This is a genomic window from Methylobacterium sp. JK268 (assembly GCF_054052225.1).
The window spans coordinates 85,894-102,874 of record NZ_JBSVZN010000003.1 but is presented as its reverse complement, the minus strand read 5'-3'; the positions used below and the strand labels follow the sequence as shown (position 1 = coordinate 102,874).

Below are 16,981 nucleotides of genomic sequence, written 5' to 3'. Positions count from 1 at the left end.
ATGCTCCGGGACAGGGAGCGGTTCGACGCGGTGGTGATGCCGCATCTCGACGCGGCCTACACGCTCGCCCGCTTCCTGACCCGGGACGCCACCGCGGCCGAGGACGTGGTGCAGGAGGCGATGCTGCGGGCCTTCCGCGGCTTCGACAGCTTCCGGGGCAGCGACGCGCGGCCGTGGCTCCTCGCCATCCTGCGCAACTGCGTCCGGACCTGGGCCGCCTCGCATCGTCGCGAGGGCGCCGCACCGCCGGACGAGGAATCCTGCCCGGACCTCTGGGACAGGGAGACGGCGACACCCGAATCCGTCCTCGCCCGCGACGACGAGATCGCGGCCGTGCGCGCCCTGGTGGCGGCCCTGCCCGAGCCCTTCCGCGAGACGCTGGTCCTGCGGGAGATGGATGAATTGTCCTACCGCGACGTGGCGGCGGTGACGGGCGTCCCGGTCGGGACGGTGATGTCGCGGCTCGCCCGCGCCCGCGCGCTGTTCTCCGCCGCCTGGCGCCGCCGCTTCGGCGACGATGCGCCCCAACCCCGACCCGAGGAGCAGCAACGGTCATGAGCGCGTCCCGTCCCGCCCCCTGTGCCGACCGGGCGCTGCTCCTGCACGGGCTCCTCGACAGCGAACTCGACGCCGCCCATGCACTGGACGCCGAGGCCCATCTCGCGGCGTGCCCCGCCTGTCGCGCGGCCTATCGGCGCCTGCGCGAGGACATGGACCGGCGCCAGCGGGACGGCGTGCGCGAACCCGCCCCCGCGTCCCTGCGGCACCGCATCGCCGCCGCCCTCGACGCCGAGGTCGCCGCCCAGGCCCCGCGCCCCGGCGCGGCCCGCGTGCCCCGGCGCTTCCTCGCCCCGCTCGCCGTCGCGCTGGCCGCTTGCCTCGCCGTCGCGATCGTGGTCCCCCGCGGGCTCGACGGGAGCGCCGGCCTGAGGGAGGAGCTGGTCTCGGGGCACGTCCGCTCGCTCCTCGCCAACCACCTCACGGACATCCCGACCTCCGACCAGCACACGGTCAAGCCCTGGTTCGCGGGCAAGATCGATTTCGCACCCCCGGTGGTGGATCTCGCTGACCGCGGCTTCGACCTCGTCGGCGGCCGCCTCGACTATATCGGCGGCCGGGTGGTGGCGGCCCTCGTCTACCGGCGACGCGGCCACGTCATCAACCTGTTCGTCTGGCCCGGCGCGGAGGGCGGCTGGTCGGCGCGCGGCGCCCGGGAGGGCTACGGGCTGATGCACTGGTCGCAGGCCGGGCTGACCTTCTGGGCCGTGTCCGACCTCAACGCGACCGAGTTGCAGGAATTCGAGCAGGACTTCGCCGCCCGGACGCCGCGGTGAGCGCCCCCCCGGGCCGCTACGCCGTGGCGGGCGGGGCCGTGCCGGCGGGCGGGAGCGCCAGCAGATCCCGGTGCCCGATCACCGCGGCCGTCGCTCCCGCGCTCCGGTCCCTGCGCCACGCATCGACCCGGTCGGTGGACACGAGGCCGGTCTCGGCCGCGGCCGAAGCCTTGCCTCCGGCAAGGCTGTCGAGGAGCGGCCCGGCCCCGATCCGCCACGGACTGTCCGCCTGCGCGACCCGGTAGCCGTGCTCGCCGAAGGCCGCCGCGAGGGCGGCCGTGGCGGCCGGACCCGCGGCCGGGCCGAACCCCTTGTCGCTCCCCTGATGGGCCAGGAAGGCCGCGTGAACGGCCGCGTCGTCCGGGTGCGGCGGGGTCCAGGTCTCGGCGCCGTCGAAGGTGAGGGCGGTGTAGAACAGCGCACCGGCCCGGGCGACCGCCGCGGCCGCGCGCTCGATCCAGTCCGTGGATACGAGGTCGAACAGCGCCGCGGCCGTCACCAGGTCGGGCGCGGGGTGCTCGGCGAGGGGCCCGTCGAGGCCGGCAGCGAGATCCGCGACCCGCAGGACGACCCGCAGCACGCGCGCGTCGCGGGTCAGAACGAGCTCCCCGCGCTCCGTCGCGGCGTGATCGGCCCAGGCCGTCAGGCGATCCCGCGCCACGGCCAGCAGCGCCGGGTCGTGGTCGATGAGGGTCCAGTGCTGGGGCCCGGGCAGGAGGGCCGACAGGCCCCGCAGGTTCGAGCCGGTCCCGCAGCCGAGGTCGAGGATGCGGACCGGTCCGGGCCGCGCGGCCAGCGCCCGCGCCAGCGCGGCGACGAGGCCGGCGTCCCGGGCGGCGTGGTCGGCCGGCTCGCGCAGGGCGAGCCATTCGGGGCTGAATCCGCTCATCGTCCCGCCTCCCGCAGGCAGGCCGCCACGGTCGCGACGGTGTCCTCCCAGCGCGGCAGCGCGCGGCCCGCCTCCCAGGACGCGGCGGCGGCCTGTCGCCGCCGATCCTCCTGCACGATCATCAGTCGGAGCGCCTCCCGCAGGGCACCGACATCCCCGGGCGGCACCTTCAGGCCGGCCGCGTCCGGCACCGTGGCGACCGCCGCGCCCCCGGTGCTCGCCACGATCGGCAGGCCGCGCGCCAGGCCCTCGGCGAGCGCCATGCCGTAGCCCTCGAACAGGGCCGGGGAGACCAGGATATCGGCCGAGGCGTAGAGCCGGTCGCGCTCGGCCTCCGGGACGGCGCCCGCGAGGCGGACCCGATGGGCGAGGTCGGCCGCCTCGATCGCCTCTCGCAGGGCCGCGGCATAGTCGGGCGCGCGGTCGAGGGCGCCCGCGATCACGAGGTTCCAGTCGAGGTCGCGCAGGCCCGCCAGGGCCGCGATCAGCTCGGCCTGCCCCTTGCGCGGCGCGACCGCCCCGACGCAGAGCAGCCCGACGCCGGGCCCGGGCCGGACCGGCACGCGGTCCGCCGGCGCGGTGCCCGGCATCGCAACGGTGATGCGCTCGGCGGGGACGCGGAAGTCCCGCACCAGCAGGTCGCGGGTGAAGGCGCTCGTCGTCACGATCCGGTCCGCGAGAGCCAGGGCGGATCGCTCGCTCAGCCGCAGCGCCGCCGCGCGGTCGGGCGCCAGCCCCGCCTCCAGGCAGAGCGGATGATGGACGAGCGCGATGCGGGGCCGCGGGCCCGCGGCATCGATGACCTCCCTCGGCAGGGCGCCGTAGGCGAGCCCGTCCACGAGGAGGACGGCGCCCGGCGGAAGGGCCGCGAAGGCAGCGCGCGTCTCGGCGATGTCCCGCGGGGACGGGTCCGGGAACCCGGCGGGCAGCCGGAGATGCGTCGCCCGCACGCAAGCGGCCGGCAGGCCCGCGAGGAGGCGGCGCGCGTAGGCGTAGCCCCCGGTCGGCGTCGCGAGGTCGCCCGGGACGGCGAGGACGGCCTCGATCACGGCGCCACCGGCCCCTCGAACCACGCCCGCGCCACGTGCGATTCGTGGAGCGTCACCCGCAGGCGGGAGACGCCCTCGCCGCCGGGCCCGAGATCGCCCGCGCGGGCGGCCCGCGCCATCGCGGCGTGGATGTGCCCGCACAGGAACTCGGTGGTGGTGTTCACCCCGGCGAAGTCCGGCAGGTCGTCGAGGTTGCGGTAGTTCAGGGGCGCCAGCACCCGCCGCAGCGCCTCGCCCGCCCGCCCGATATCCACCACGACGCCGTCCGCGGTCAGCGACTCGCGGAAGAAGGCGACGTCGACCACGAAGGTCGCCCCGTGCAGGGCCTGGGCGGGCCCGAACAGGGCGCCGCGGAAGCTGTGGGCGACCATCACGTGGTCGCGGACCTCGACGGCGTACATCAGGGCACCTCGGCGGGCGGGTACAGGATGGCGGTGCACAGACCCGGCGCGCCCGGGGCGAGCAGGCCGGGCAGGGCGTCGGGCAGGGCCGCGAAGGCGACCTCCCCGGTGATCAGGGCGTCGAGGCGCGGATCGCGCAGGAGGTCGATGGCCTTGAGCATCCGGCGGCGATGGGACCAGCGCGGGCGGCGGCCGGGCGGGACCTGCCCGACCTGGCTGGACACGAGGCGCAGCCGGCGCGGATGGAAGGCCGCGCCGAGCGGCACCGGCACCTCGGCGCTGCCGTGCCAGCTCAGCTCCGCGACGGTCGCCTCCTCGCCCGCCAGGGCGAGGGCGAGGGCGAGGCCCGCGGCGCTGCCGCTCGCGTGGATGACCGCGTCGGCCTCTCCGGGCGCGTCGTCCGGGAGGCGGAACGGGATGCCGAGGGCCTTCGCCACGGCTTCGCGCGCCGGGTCGGAATCGATCAGCACCACCTCCGCGCCCGGGATCCGCGCGAGCAGGAAGGCGGCGAGGAGGCCGACGACGCCGCCGCCGACCACCACCGCCCGGTCCCCCGGCCCGGCGCCGGCATCCCAGACGCCGTTCAGCGCCGTCTCCATGTTGGCGGCCAGGATCCCGCGCCGCGGCGGCACGTCGCGCGGGAGCGGGAAGAGGGCGTCGGGGCTCGCCGCGAACCGGTCCTGGTGCGGGTGCAGGGCGAAGCAGGCCCGGCCGTCCGGCTCGGCGAGGCCGACCGCGCAATAGCCGTACTTGACGGGAAACGGGAAATCACCCTGTTGAGCGGGCGCGCGCATCCGCGCGTGAACGGATTCCGGGACCCGCCCTTCGAGGACGAGGCGCTCGGTGCCGCGGCTCACCATCGAGAAGAGCGTGCGCACCCGGACCTCGCCGGGGCGGAGAGGGGGCAATGTCTCGCGTCGCAGCTCCGCCCGGCCGGGCGCCGTGTACCACAACGCGCGCGCCGAACCCTCGGCGCCCCAACCGTCCCGCTCCCCGGCCCGCGTCCGATGCTGCACCCTGACTCTCCGGCGCTGGCCGACGGCAGCCCGGCCGAGGCCGCTCCTCTCACGACCCCGGCGGGGCTGCAACCCCGCGCGGTGCTGCGGCGGCGCCGCGCCCTCGTGCTCGGCCTCACGCTCGCGGGTTGCGCCGCCTACGCGCTCGGCATCGCGGCGGTGCTCGGGGCCGGCGGCTGGGACGCGGTCGACCTCGCGCTCTTCGCCTGCTGTCTCGTCGCGCTGCCCTGGACGATCCTCGGCTTCTGGCACGCGGTGATCGGCCTCCTGCTGCTGCGCGCGGGGCCGGCCGGGCTCGCGGCGGCGGCGCCCCACGCGGCGCAAGAGGATCGCGCGGAACCGCCGCGCCTGCGCACCGCCGTCGTCATGACGCTTCGCAACGAGGATCCGGAGCGGGCGTTGTCGCGCCTGCGCATGGTCGCGACGAGCCTCGCGCGGACCGGCCACGGCGCGCGGTTCACGTTCCACATCCTCAGCGACACGGATGATCCGGGTATCGCCGCGCGCGAGGAAGAGGCCGTGGCCGCGTGGCGCGCAGCGCTCCCCGCGGCCGAGGCGTCCCGGCTCCATTACCGCCGCCGCGCCCACAATGCGGGCTTCAAGGCCGGTAACCTGCAGGAATTCTGCGCCCGCGCGGAGGAGGAGCTGATGCTGCCCCTCGACGCGGACAGCCTGATGAGCGGGGCGGCGATCCTGCGGCTCGTGCGCATCCTGCAGGCGCATCCGCGGATCGGCATCCTGCAGGGGCTCGTCGTCGGGGCGCCCGCCGCGAGCCCGTTCGCGCGGCTGTTCCAGTTCGGCATGCGCCACGGCATGCGCCCCTACAGCCTCGCGATGGCGTGGTGGACGGGCGATTGCGGCCCCTTCTGGGGCCACAACGCTCTGGTGCGCATCGCCCCCTTCGCCGCCGCCTGCCGGCTGCCGGCGCTCGGTCCCGGGCCGCTCGGCGGCCCAATCCTCTCGCACGATCAGGTCGAGGCGGCGCTGATGCGGCGGGCGGGCTACGAGGTGCGGGTGCTGCCTATCGAGACCGGCAGCTACGAGGAGAATCCGCCCTCGCTCCTCGACCACCTCGCGCGCGACGCCCGCTGGTGCCAGGGCAACCTGCAATACCTGCGGCTCGTCGGCCTGCCGGGGCTGCGCCCGGTGAGCCGGTTCCAGCTCGCCTGGGCGATCCTGATGTTCTGCGGGGCGCCCGCCACGCTCCTCGCGCTGCTCCTGCTGCCGCTGCGCCTTCTCGACCTGCCGGCGGACACGCCGGTCGGCCTGGCGGCCGGGCTCTATCTCGGCTGGCTCGCCCTCTCGCTGGCGCCGAAATTCGCCGGATACGCCGAGATCCTGCTCGCCGGGGGGGCGGCGCGGCATGGCGGGGCCGGGCGCTTTCTGGCGAGCCTCGCGGCGGAGACGGTGTTCGGCTTCCTGCTCTACGGCATCGCGACGCTGCGCCTCTCCGTCGTCGTCGCCCGCGTGCTGCTCGGCCGGCGCGCGGCCTGGGGCCGGCAGCGCCGGGACGGGCGCGCCCTCGGCGCCCGGACGGCCGCGGCCGGCCTCGCGGACGTGACTGCGCTCGCGCTCGCGGCGGGGCTGCCGATCGGGCTCGTCGCGCCGAGCCTGCTGCCCTGGCTGGCCCCGCTCCTGCTCGGCCCGATGCTGGCCGTGCCGCTCGCGGTCCTCACCGCCTCGCCGCGGCTCGGCCGCTGGATGGTGCGTCGGCGCCTCTGCGCCACGCCCGAGGAGATCCACGCCCCGGAGGAGTTCGGGGCCGTGCCAGCCCCGGTGAGCGCCATCCCGGACCGCTGCACCGCCTGAGCCGGGCGGACCGCTACCCCACGCCCACCGGCCGCTTGATGGCCGCGGGGGTGCGCAGGGTCACGAGTTCCTCGCCGGCCGTCGGGTGGACCGCGATGGTGCGGTCGAAATCCGCCTTGGTCGCCCCCATCGTGACGGCGATCGCCGCCGCCTGGATGATCTCGCCCGCATCGTGCCCGAGCACGTGCACGCCCACGACCCGGTCGCCGTCGCGGGCCACGACGAGCTTCATCAGGATCCGCTCCTCGCGGCCCGACAGCGTCGCCTTCATGGGGCGGAAGCGCGCCTCGTAGACGTCGACCTCGCCGTAGAGCGCGCGCGCCACGTCCTCGTTGTGCCCGATCACGCCGATCTCCGGCGTCGAGAACACTGCGGTCGGGATCAACCCGTGATCCACCGCCCAGGGCTTGTTCCCGAACACGGTGTCGGCGAAGGCGTGGCCCTCCCGGATGGCGATCGGCGTGAGTGCCGCCCGGTTGGTGACGTCGCCCACCGCGTAGATCGACGGCACGACGGTCCGCGAGAAGCGGTCCACCGGGATCGCCCCGGCCGCGTCGAGGGTGATCCCGACCGTCTCCAGCCCGAGCCCGTCCACGTTCGGGCGGCGGCCCGTCGCCACCAGCACCTGATCGACGACGAGGCTCGACCCGTCGTCGAGGGTTGCCCGGATGCCGTCGGCCTCGCGGTCGAGGCGCTGCACCGTGCGGCCGAGGCGCAGGTCCATGCGCCGCGCATAGGCCTCGCCGAGGGCGTCGCGGATCTCGTCGTCGAAGCCGCGCAGCAGCCGGTCGCCGCGATGGAGCAGGGCGGTGCGCGTCCCGAGCCCGGCGAACACCCCCGCGAACTCGACCGCGATGTAGCCGCCGCCGACGACCAGGATGCGGCCGGGTTGCGCCTCCAACTCGAAGACCTCGTTCGAGGTGATGCCGAGTTCGCCGCCCGGGATCCGGGGCTCCTTGACCGGGTGGGCGCCCACCGCGACCAGGATGATGCGCGCCCGCACCGTCCGGCCCGAGCCGAGGAGGCGAACCGTATGGGCGTCCTCGATGACGGCCCGCTCGGCCACGACCTCGACGCCCGCCCGCATCAGGTTGGTGGCGTAGATGCCTTCCAGGCGGGTCACCTCGGCGTCGCGGTGGCGTTTCAGGGCCGCCCAGTCGAAACGCGGCGCCGCGACGCTCCAGCCGAAGCCGGCCGAGTCCTCGAACTCGTCGGCGAAGCGGGCCGCGTAGACCATCAGCTTCTTCGGCACGCAGCCGCGGATCACGCAGGTGCCGCCCACCCGGTACTCCTCGGCCAGCATCACCCGCGCGCCGTAGCCCGCGGCGATCCGCGCGGCGCGCACGCCGCCGGAGCCGCCCCCGATCACGAAGAGGTCGAGGTCGAAGCCCTCACCGCCGGTCGCCTGGCTCATCCCGCATCTCCCACGAGGCCGTTCCGGCCCGACGCGCCTGCCTCACTGCCCCTCAGTATGACGCAAGGCGCGCAGCCACGCGACGAGGGCACCGAGCCCGGCGATCCACCAGCCCTGCCACGCGCCGTGGCCCACGAAGGCGATGCTGGCGGCGGCGGCGATCGCCGCCAGCGCCGCCGCCCGCTCCGGAACCGGCCAGGCGGCGAGCGCCCGCAGGGTGAGCAGCATCCCGGCCGCCGCGAGCGCCGCCCCGACGATCCCCAGCTCGACCCAGACCTGCAGAAAGCTGTTGTGCGGGTGCCCGGCCGCCACCATCTGCCGCATCTCGGGTTCCAGCCGGGCGGCGATCGGCAGGCGGTCGAAATGCGCGCTCGTGCCGAAGCCGACCCCGCGCCAGGGATCGAGCGCCACCGCCGCCCCGAATCCCTGCGCGATCACCAGCCGCTCGCGGGTGTTGCTCGCCGCCATGGCGTCGTGGACCTTCGGGGGCATCACGGCCGCCAGGATATCCCCCTCGACCGGCGCCAGGATCAGCGCGCCGGTCAGGCCGAGCCCGGCCAGGGCGAGCGCTGCGCGTCCCGGCAGGAGGCGCGCTGCCACATAGGTGACCGTCGCGACGAGCGCCGCGAGCCCGGAGGCGCCGCTCGCCGAAAAGAGGCCGGACGCGAAGGCCGCGGCGGCCGTGACCAGGGCGAGCCCGCGGTGACCCGCCCGCGCCAGAAGGGCCGCCACCGGGATGGCGAGAATCACGATGAGTTCGAGGGGCCGGTTGTACACGTAGTCGTAGGCCCTCTCGTGCAGCCAGCGCCGGAGCGCGACGTCGCTGGCAAGGTCCGCCTCGATCAAGAGGCAGGTCGCGATCAGGATCCAGGCGGCGGGGCGCGCCACCGGCCCGAGCCGCGGCGGCGCCAGCACGGCGACGCCGTAGGCGCCCGCGAGGCAGACCAGGAACTCCCGGGCCATGCCCAGGGACTGCGCCGGCACCGGGCTCCAGGCGACGCTGACCGCGCACCACGCCATGAAGGCGAGGGCGACGCCGCCGAGGGGCGTCAGGAGCGGCGCCCGCAGACGCAGGAGGGTTCCCCGCAGCCCCGAGCCCGCGAGGGAGGATCCGAGGAGCGCCAGGGCCGCGAGCACGACGACGAGCGGGCTCGACCGGTTGGCGACCGCCATGATGGCCGGCAGCGCCCCGAGCAGGAGTGCCCCGATCCCGGCGAGCCGGCCCGGTCCGGAGACGGGAAGGGCGGCCCGTGCCGCCAGAGGGAGCGCCGACATCGCCTATTGCATCTGATGTCCGCGCTTGGCCATCTCGGCACGGACCCGGACCATCACGTATTCGGAGACGTCCTGCGTCCAGTTCTGCATCGCCTGGACCATGTCGTCGAGCACCTGCGGCTGCGTCTCCACGTAGCGCTTGCCGGAGGGCGAGCGGAAGAACGTCGCCACGTCGCGCAGCTCCGCCTCGCTCAGCTTCTCCGCGTAGATGCGGGAGGCGGCGTCGATCATCTTCTGCTTCTGCAGCTCGAGTTCGGGCTGCAGCTTGGTGAGGACGTCGTCGAGGTCCTTGGTCAGTTCGGGCCGCGTGACGGCGGCCTGTTTGATCTGCTCGCTGAAGACCGGAATGATCGAATCGAAGGAGCGCGCGATCCCGGAACTCAGCATCACCTCCTTGGCGAGGGCGAAGTGGCTCGGTGAGATCGCTGGGGCGGCGGGCGCCGCCGGCGCGGGGGCTGGGGTCGGGGCGGCCTTCTGGGCGGTCGCCGGGGCGACCGCCAGCAGCGCGGCGAGGAGGCCCGCCAGGACGGGCGCGTGACGCTGGAACATGGAATGGCTCCGATGTGGGACGCGCCGGTCTTCCGGCGGGATTGCGGCGCGGGCGAGGACGAGGGGAAGCGGCATCTCGGCGCCGGCCGCGCGGAGGACGGGAGCGGGCTCCGGCGCGGGGGCGGCGGGTTCGCCGGGGCGGAGAGGGCGAAGGGAGGGTCCGGGAGCAGGGCCCGACGGCACCGCGAGCGGATCCCGGATCAGAGGCTGCCGAGCGTCAGGAGGCGGGTCTCCCCGGCCTCCTCCGCCGCCAGGATGGCGCCGGTGCACAGGCCGATGAACAGGCCGTGCTCGACCACGCCCGGCACCGCCGCGAGGAGCGCGGCGAGACGCTCGGGATCGGCGATCCGGCCGAGATGCGCGTCGAGGATCAGGTGGTCGCCGTCGGTGCGATAGGGTGCGCCGTCCGGTCCGGCGCGCAGGGTCAGTTCGCCCGCGCAGCCCGCCCGCGCGAGGGCCGCGTCCACGGCCCGGCGGGTTGCCTCGAGCCCGAAGGGCACGACCTCGATCGGCAGGGGAAAGTGCCCGAGCGTCTCGACCCGCTTGCCCGCATCGGCGATCACCACCATGCGCCGGCTCGCCGCCGCGACGATCTTCTCGCGCAGCAGCGCCCCGCCGCCGCCCTTGATCAGCCGGCGCTCGCCGTCGATCTCGTCGGCGCCGTCGATCGTGAGATCGAGCGCGGGCGTCTCGTCCAGGGTGGTGAGCGGGATGCCGGCCGCCTGCGCGGCGCGGGCGGTCGCCTCGGAGGTCGGCACGCCCACGACCGACAGGCCCGCCCGGACGCGCGCGCCGAGCAGGACGACGAACTCGGCCGCCGTCGACCCCGTGCCGAGACCGAGCCGCATGCCGTCCTCGACGAGGTCGACCGCGCGGGCGGCGGCGGCGCGCTTGAGGGCGGCGCTCACGCCAGGGCTCCGGCGGATGTGCGGAAGGGGCGGGCGGACGGCATCGGCGCGGTCTCTCGAAGCGGACAGCCCGCTCGGGCCGCGGGCGCGTCGGCCCTAGCACGGCCGCCCGCCGCCCGGGAAGCGCCTCCGCGCGTCGCTCAGGGGCGCGCGGGTTGCGGCGTCGCGAGGCTGGCGGCGGCCCGCGGCGGCGCGGCCTCGCCGCTTGCCCCGGCCTGCGGCGTGCAGACGACCGCCTCCTCCAGGACGTAGCAGATGCTCATGGCGCCGGTGCGCTGGTTGACCCGGAACACGCCCGCCTCGCGCAGGTGGCGCGAGGCCACGAGCCCGTATTCCGAGGGCACCTGCGGGCCGGCGCCCTCGCCGGGACCGAAGCAGAGCGTCGTCCCGATGGTGTTCTCCTGCAGGCCGTACTGGCAGGAGGTCACCTCTCCGGTGACCCGGTCGACGCGGTAGACGCGGTTGAGATCCGCCTGCGGCGCCGGCACGAACTCGAAGGAGCCGGCCCGCGCCGCCGAGACGCCGGCCACAGCCAGGACGACCGCCGCGAGCCCGCCCCGAAATCCCGTCCTGCCGCCCATGGCGCCGCTCCCGTCGTGGCGCCGTCCCGATCCGCGCCGGGACGGCCTCGCGATCTTTCTACTGGTCGTTGGCTGGTGCGAGCCTTTCGTCCCCGCGGCGGCTCGCCCCTATCACCGCGCGTTGAGCGAGGCCGATCGCGCCGAGGAGCGCGCGCGGGCCGGCACCCGCTCCAGGAGTGCGGCGGCGCCCTCGTCCCCGGTGAGGGCGGACGAGGCGTCGTTCCAGGCCGCGACTGCCGGCATGAGGCGACGGGACGCGGGCGCCGGCTGGGGCAAGCCGCGAGCGCCAGCACCGGGGCCAGGACGGCGTCGTCGATTGCGGCGTGCAGGCGCGTGCCGATCATCGGCGTCTCGCTCGTCCCGGGACCATCCTGCGGGAAAGCAGCGGGTTGCGAGGTGGGCGACCGCGCGGGCTGATGCCGCGGGACTGGAAACGTGCTTTAAGCGCGGCGCAACCCCGGCGCGACCGGCGGGAGCACGATGAGGAACGCCGCGCGGCCCGCGCCGAGAGAGCCCGAAGCGGACCGCCCGCGAGGGCCGGACTCCGCCAGGGCCGGAGCAACGGGGCCGAGCCGGAAAGGCCGGGCCGACAGGGCCAAGAGAGGACGCCGTCATGACAACGATCTCCCGCCGCCACGCGCTGAAACTCTCCCTCGCGGGCGCCGTCGCCGGCCCCGCCGTGCTGCGGTTCGGCCGCGCCGAGGCGGCGGAATTCGGGTTCAAGGTCGCGAACAACGCGCCGACCAGCCACCCGCTCACGATCTACATGATCAAGGCCACCGACGCGATCCGCGAGGAGACCGGGGGCAAGGTCGACATCAAGGTCTTCCCGAACAATCAGCTCGGCGGCGACACCGACATGCTGAGCCAGCTGCGCTCGGGCGCGCTGGAGTTCTTCACGCTGTCGCCGCTGATCCTCTCGACGCTGGTTCCGGCGGCGGCGATCAGCGGCATCGGCTTCGCGTGGTCGTCCTACGACAAGCTCTGGCCGGCGATCGACGGCGATCTCGGGGCGCATGTGCGCGACGCGATCAGCAAGGCCGGCCTCTACGCCTTCGACAGGATCTGGGAGAACGGCTTCCGGCAGACGACCTCGTCGACGCGCGCCATCCTCACGCCGGACGACCTCAAGGGCTTCAAGATCCGGGTGCCCGCGAGCCCGCTCTGGACCTCGATGTTCAAGGCCTTCGACGCGGCCCCGATGACGATCAACTTCGCCGAGGTGTATTCGGCCCTGCAGACGAAGATCGCCGAGGGCCAGGAGAACCCCCTCGCCCTGATCGAGGCGGCCAAGCTCTACGAGGTGCAGAAGCACCTCTCGAAGACGAACCACATGTGGGACGGCTTCTGGATGCTGGCGAACGGGCGGGTCTGGCGCGGCCTGCCGGAGGACGTGCGCGGGGTCATCGCCAAGCATTTCAACGCGCAGGCGGTGGCCCAGCGCGAGGAGACGGCGCGGCGCAACGTCTCGACCGAGAAGGACCTCGCGGCGCGCGGGCTCGACATCCACGACGTCGACACCAAGGCGTTCCAGGCCAAGCTGCAATCGGCCGGCTTCTACAAGGAGTGGAAGGGCAAGTTCGGGCCGGAGGCCTGGGCGCTGCTCGAGAAGCACACGGGGCCGATCGCCTGACGGCTCCCGCACGACGTGTGGGGAGCGAGGTGGCCGGGTCTTCGGACGAGTGCTGCGGACAGGACAGGCCTGAGGCGCCGGCCGGAGCAGCGGGGCTCCTGACGCAAAGAGTAGGGCCCCGGCGACGGGCCGGCCACGCACACAGGTGAATCGGGGCAGGAGAAAGCCGGCGGCGCGGGGTTGGGTCGGGTATCCGACCGAGCCCCGCGCCGGATCGCACGACGAGAGGGAGCGGTCCGGGCTCCGGCGGCCCGCGGGACCGACGACACTGGGAGGCTTGCCATGGATTTCACGCTGTCGCCCGAGATCGAGGCGTACCGCGCCCGCGTCGCCGCCTTCGTGGCCGACGAGATCCTGCCCGTGGAGGCCGACCGGGCGGCCTACGACGCGCACGAGAACATCCGCCTCGACCGCCTCGCAGCGTTGCGGGAGAAGGCGCGGGCGGCGGGCCTCTGGTGCCTGCAATTGCGGCGCGAAACCGGCGGCCAGGGCCTCGGCAAGGTCGGCATGGCGGCCTGCTACACGGAGATGAACCGCTCGATCTTCGGGCCCGTGGTGTTCAACTCCGCCGCCCCCGACGACGGCAACATGATGGTCCTGGAGGCGCTGGGCACGCCCGAGCAGAAGCGGCGCTGGCTCGACCCGATCGTGTCGGGAGCGGTGCGCTCGGCCTTCGCCATGACCGAGCCGCATCCCGGCGGCGGCTCGGACCCCTCGATGATCCGCACCCGGGCCGAGCGCGGGCCGGACGGGCGCTACCGGATCTTCGGGACCAAGTGGTTCATCACCGGGGCGGAGGAGGCGGCCCACTTCATCCTGATCGCCCGCACCTCCGACGATCCGCGCTACGGGCTCACCGCCTTCCTGTTCCACCGGGACCAGCCCGGCTGGGAGATCGTGCGGCGCATCCCGATCATGGGGCCGGAGGAGCATGGCGGGCATTGCGAACTCGCCTTCGACGGGCTGGAGGTCGCCCCCGAGGACCTGCTCCTCGGCGAGGGTCAGGGCCTCAAGGTGACGCAGGTGCGGCTCGGCCCGGCGCGGCTGACCCACTGCATGCGCTGGCTCGGCCTCGCCATGCGCTGCATCGAGATCGCGCAGGCCTACGCGGCCGAGCGCGAGGGCTTCGGGGTGCGGCTCGCCGAGCGCGAGAGCGTCCAGCTCATGCTCGGCGGCCTCGCCATGGACATCGAGATCGGCCGCCTGCTGGTGATGCGGGCCGCGTGGGAACTCGACCAGGGCCGGTTCGCCCGCAAGGAGGTGTCGATGGCGAAGGTCCACGTCGCCAACCTGCTGCACCGGGCCGCCGACACCGCCATCCAGATCAACGGCGCGCGGGGCTACTCGAAGGACACGGTGCTGGAGTGGATCTACCGCTACGCCCGCCAGGCCCGGCTCGTCGACGGCGCCGACGAGGTGCACCGGATGGTCCTGAACCGCCACCTGGAGAAGGAGGGCCGCGCCTTCTTCGCTTGGCCGAAGGCGTGAGCGCCCGCGCGGATCCGAACCCTCCCCCCGCAGAGGCGAGCGTGTTCACACCTCGCCTAGCGGCGTGAAAAAGCTCTTGTTTCGCAGTCGCTTGAACGGAACCGAGGAGACCCGCGGGATCCCCTCTCCCGTGCGGGAGAGGGGTAGGGGTGAGGGCCCCGGACCGTGCCGTCATCAAGCGAAGACGGTCGTGCTGGCAGCGGGACACTCCAGAATACTTGCTGAACCACCTGGACCCTCACCCCTGCCCCTCTCCCGCACGGGAGAGGGGTTCCCCGCGCCACACCCGAAACCATCGTGTGTCGACGTAAGCATCTGCCAGGTCTTTATTTTTCGCGTTCTGTGAATCCGCTAGCCCGAGTGGGAGAGGGGCCGGGGGTGTGGGTGGCTCGGGTCCAGCAAGGAGACGCACCCGGGCCGCTGGCAGCTGAACGGTTCAGAGTCATCCTGAACCCGAGCCACCCTCACCCCTACCCCTCTCCCACCCGGGAGACGGGATCCCGCGCCAGCTGAATGAGCGCAAAGCACTGCGAATACAGCCTCTTCCGAGGCCTGCCCGCCGCCGAACGGGCAAAGGCTCGCACCCGCCCGTCCCGCCCAGCCAACACTCGGAGGCAATCCCATGTCCGCCCACCCCTCCCCCCTTCCCGCCCCGCCCACCACCTTCGTCCACCGCTTCGAGCCGGCCACCACCGAGGGCGTGCCGCCGCTCCTCCTCCTGCACGGCACCGGCGGCGACGAGGACGACCTGATCCCGCTCGGCCGGACGCTGTCGCCGGGGGCCGCGCTGCTCTCGCCCCGCGGCCCCGTGCTGGAGAACGGCATGCCGCGCTTCTTCCGGCGCCTCGCCGAGGGCGTGTTCGACGAGGCGGATCTCCGCCGCCGCGCCGACGACCTCGCGGCTTTCGTCCGCGAGGCCCGGGACGCCTACGGGATCGCCGCGCCGGTCGCGGTCGGGTTCTCGAACGGCGCCAACGTCGCGGCGGCCCTGCTGCTGCGGCACCCCGGCCTCCTCGCCGGCGCCGCGCTGCTCCGCGCAATGGTGCCCCTCACGGATCCGCCCGCGGGCGATCTCGGCGGCGCGCCGGTGCTGATCCTGTCCGGCGCCATGGACCCGATCGTCCCGGCCGCGAACGCGGCCGACCTCGCCCGGAGGCTGCGGGCGGCGGGGGCCACGGTGAGCCACACCGTCCTGCCGGCGGGTCACGGCCTGACGCAGGGCGACATGGTGCACCTGCGCGCGTGGCTCGCCCAATAGGCGGATTATTGCGCCGCGCGGAATGATCCCGTGCGCGGCGCGGCCGTTCTCCGCGGCGGAGAGGTCCATTATCTCGGGACCATCGAGCGGAGGTCCCCGCCATGAGACGGTTCCACGAGACGCTGTTCACCCCCGCGGTCCGGGCCGAGCAGGCCCGCCGCAACTCTCCCTACGCGCGGGAGGGCCGGCCGGATTCCGCCCCGACCGACGCGCATCTCACGGAGGCCGAGGCGGCCTTCCTGGAGAGCCGCGACAGCTTCTACCTCGCCAGCACCACCGAGGACGGCTGGCCCTACATCCAGCACCGGGGCGGCCCGGCAGGCTTCGTGCGGGTGATCGACCCCGACACCCTGGCCTGGGCGGAGTTCGCCGGGAACCGCCAGTACATCTCCCGCGGCAACGTCGCGGCGGACGACCGGGTCTCCCTGTTCTTCATGGACTATCCGTCCCGCAGCCGCCTGAAGCTGCTGGGTCACCTCACCTTCCACGACGCGGCGGCGCGGCCGGACTTGGCGGAGGCGGTGGCGCTCGGCCCCTACCGGGCGCGGATCGAGGGCATCGCCGAGGTGAAGGTCGCCGGCTTCGACTGGAACTGCCCGCAGCACATCACCCCGCGCTTCACCGGCGCGGAGATCGAGGCGGCAATGGAGCGGCGGCGGCGGGAGCTGGGGGGCGGGGCGGAGCCTGCGACGGGCCGGGAGTGAGGCGGGCGGCGGCGGTCACCCTGTCCCCTCTGCGGGGGAGGGTTCGAGCCCTCACAGCTTCGCCTGAATCTTCCGCGCCACCTCCCCCAGCCGCTGCTCCAGAAGGGTCGGCACCTCGCAGACATAGGTCAGCGACTGGCTGCGCTCCTGGAAGATCCGCTTGTCCCAGTTGAAGCGGGTCTCCAGGTCGGTCAGCTCCTTCGTCTCCTTCACGTCCGGAGAGGTCTTGATCTCGCTGATCTGGCCACCCTCGTCGCGGATGCGCTCGGCCATGACCCGCTGGCCGCGGGCGTAGCGGCCGATCCCGGCCACGACCTTGTTGCGCTCCTCGTTCAGGACGTCGAACACGCCCGCGAAGACCCGGGTCAGGCGCACATCCTTCTCGGCTCCCGCCTTCTCGACGAAATCGGCGAGCAGCGGGTCGACCTCCTCCAGGGGCGTCTTGCGCGAGGCGAGCTTCTGGGCGAGCTGCGCCGCCTCGCGGTCCCGCCCCCAGTCCTGGAGCGCCGCGGCCGGGTCGGGGCCGGTCCAGACCGAGCCGTAGCCCAGGGTCGGGACCTTGCGCTGCGCGCACGGCCAGTCCGGATCGGGACGGGGCTGTGCCGCGGCGGCGGTCGACAGGGCGGCGGCGAGGAGGGCGAGGAAGAGGGGACGCAGCATCGAAGCACCTTCG

At 74.3% G+C, this 16,981-nt stretch carries 18 protein-coding genes; 7 read left to right on the top strand and 11 right to left on the bottom strand.

Annotation, left to right across the window (positions count from 1 at the left end):
• Together ACW9J6_RS04380 and ACW9J6_RS04375 are read left to right on the top strand one after the other, a co-directional pair.
• Positions 1–558 carry a sigma-70 family RNA polymerase sigma factor gene (locus ACW9J6_RS04380; RefSeq protein WP_457115219.1) on the top strand — a complete coding sequence of 186 codons (558 nt, stop codon included), beginning with the start codon at positions 1–3 and terminating at the stop codon, positions 556–558.
• The gene (locus tag ACW9J6_RS04375; RefSeq protein ID WP_457115218.1) at positions 555–1,334 is read left to right on the top strand and encodes an anti-sigma factor family protein; all 780 of its coding nucleotides are present in this window, start codon (positions 555–557) and stop codon (positions 1,332–1,334) included. The genes ACW9J6_RS04380 and ACW9J6_RS04375 overlap by 4 nt, the downstream gene beginning before the upstream one ends.
• Before the next feature lie 16 nt (positions 1,335–1,350).
• On the opposite strand, the gene ACW9J6_RS04370 is transcribed toward ACW9J6_RS04375, so the two are convergent.
• Genes ACW9J6_RS04370 through ACW9J6_RS04355 form a run of 4 tightly spaced genes read right to left on the bottom strand, consistent with a single transcriptional unit; the run spans position 1,351 to position 4,533 of the window.
• The gene (locus ACW9J6_RS04370) at positions 1,351–2,223 is read right to left on the bottom strand and encodes a class I SAM-dependent methyltransferase (protein WP_457115217.1); all 873 of its coding nucleotides are present in this window, start codon (positions 2,221–2,223) and stop codon (positions 1,351–1,353) included.
• Entirely contained in the window at positions 2,220–3,272 is a 1,053-nt protein-coding gene (locus tag ACW9J6_RS04365) for a glycosyltransferase family 4 protein (protein ID WP_457115216.1), read from the bottom strand. Before ACW9J6_RS04365 ends, ACW9J6_RS04370 begins: the two co-directional genes overlap by 4 nt.
• Entirely contained in the window at positions 3,269–3,673 is a 405-nt protein-coding gene (locus ACW9J6_RS04360) for a 6-pyruvoyl trahydropterin synthase family protein (protein ID WP_457115215.1), read from the bottom strand. The genes ACW9J6_RS04365 and ACW9J6_RS04360 overlap by 4 nt, the downstream gene beginning before the upstream one ends.
• Complete coding sequence (locus ACW9J6_RS04355) at positions 3,673–4,533, bottom strand: zinc-dependent alcohol dehydrogenase (RefSeq protein ID WP_457115455.1); 861 nt, start codon at positions 4,531–4,533, stop codon at positions 3,673–3,675. The genes ACW9J6_RS04360 and ACW9J6_RS04355 overlap by 1 nt, the downstream gene beginning before the upstream one ends.
• A gap of 147 nt (positions 4,534–4,680) precedes the next feature.
• Here ACW9J6_RS04355 and mdoH point away from each other — a divergent pair, with 147 nt between their 5' ends.
• Positions 4,681–6,498: a glucans biosynthesis glucosyltransferase MdoH gene (mdoH, locus tag ACW9J6_RS04350; RefSeq protein ID WP_457115214.1), complete on the top strand. Its 1,818-nt coding sequence runs from the start codon at positions 4,681–4,683 to the stop codon at positions 6,496–6,498.
• A 13-nt stretch (positions 6,499–6,511) separates the two neighbouring features.
• Here the strand turns inward: mdoH and gor are convergent, their stop codons facing one another.
• The 6 genes from gor to ACW9J6_RS04320 all read right to left on the bottom strand — a co-directional run bounded on the left by gor (position 6,512) and on the right by ACW9J6_RS04320 (position 11,468).
• The gene (gor, locus tag ACW9J6_RS04345; protein ID WP_457115213.1) at positions 6,512–7,912 is read right to left on the bottom strand and encodes a glutathione-disulfide reductase; all 1,401 of its coding nucleotides are present in this window, start codon (positions 7,910–7,912) and stop codon (positions 6,512–6,514) included.
• Positions 7,913–7,954: 42 nt separating this feature from the next.
• Positions 7,955–9,187: an O-antigen ligase family protein gene (locus tag ACW9J6_RS04340; RefSeq protein ID WP_457115212.1), complete on the bottom strand. Its 1,233-nt coding sequence runs from the start codon at positions 9,185–9,187 to the stop codon at positions 7,955–7,957.
• A 3-nt stretch (positions 9,188–9,190) separates the two neighbouring features.
• Positions 9,191–9,736, bottom strand: coding sequence for a DUF2059 domain-containing protein (locus tag ACW9J6_RS04335; protein WP_457115211.1), 546 nt, complete (start codon positions 9,734–9,736; stop codon positions 9,191–9,193).
• A gap of 200 nt (positions 9,737–9,936) precedes the next feature.
• On the bottom strand, positions 9,937–10,644 hold the full coding sequence (gene rpiA, locus ACW9J6_RS04330) for a ribose-5-phosphate isomerase RpiA (protein WP_457115210.1): 708 nt from the start codon (positions 10,642–10,644) through the stop codon (positions 9,937–9,939).
• Between the two features lie 140 nt (positions 10,645–10,784).
• On the bottom strand, positions 10,785–11,225 hold the full coding sequence (locus ACW9J6_RS04325) for a hypothetical protein (protein WP_457115209.1): 441 nt from the start codon (positions 11,223–11,225) through the stop codon (positions 10,785–10,787).
• A gap of 111 nt (positions 11,226–11,336) precedes the next feature.
• On the bottom strand, positions 11,337–11,468 hold the full coding sequence (locus ACW9J6_RS04320; RefSeq protein ID WP_457115208.1) for a hypothetical protein: 132 nt from the start codon (positions 11,466–11,468) through the stop codon (positions 11,337–11,339).
• Positions 11,469–11,838: 370 nt separating this feature from the next.
• Between ACW9J6_RS04320 and ACW9J6_RS04315 the strand changes: the two genes are divergently transcribed.
• The 4 genes from ACW9J6_RS04315 to ACW9J6_RS04300 all read left to right on the top strand — a co-directional run bounded on the left by ACW9J6_RS04315 (position 11,839) and on the right by ACW9J6_RS04300 (position 16,308).
• Positions 11,839–12,858, top strand: a complete 1,020-nt coding sequence (locus tag ACW9J6_RS04315; RefSeq protein WP_457115207.1) for a TRAP transporter substrate-binding protein — start codon at positions 11,839–11,841, stop codon at positions 12,856–12,858.
• Positions 12,859–13,140: 282 nt separating this feature from the next.
• Positions 13,141–14,346, top strand: coding sequence for an acyl-CoA dehydrogenase family protein (locus ACW9J6_RS04310; RefSeq protein ID WP_457115206.1), 1,206 nt, complete (start codon positions 13,141–13,143; stop codon positions 14,344–14,346).
• A 622-nt stretch (positions 14,347–14,968) separates the two neighbouring features.
• Entirely contained in the window at positions 14,969–15,604 is a 636-nt protein-coding gene (locus ACW9J6_RS04305; RefSeq protein WP_457115205.1) for an alpha/beta hydrolase, read from the top strand.
• 101 nt (positions 15,605–15,705) lie between these two features.
• Positions 15,706–16,308, top strand: a complete 603-nt coding sequence (locus ACW9J6_RS04300; RefSeq protein WP_457115204.1) for a pyridoxamine 5'-phosphate oxidase family protein — start codon at positions 15,706–15,708, stop codon at positions 16,306–16,308.
• Positions 16,309–16,359: 51 nt separating this feature from the next.
• Here ACW9J6_RS04300 and ACW9J6_RS04295 read toward each other — a convergent pair whose 3' ends face one another.
• A complete protein-coding gene (locus ACW9J6_RS04295) occupies positions 16,360–16,968 on the bottom strand; it encodes a hypothetical protein (RefSeq protein ID WP_457115203.1) in 609 nt (202 codons plus the stop codon).
• Positions 16,969–16,981: the final 13 nt, after the last annotated feature.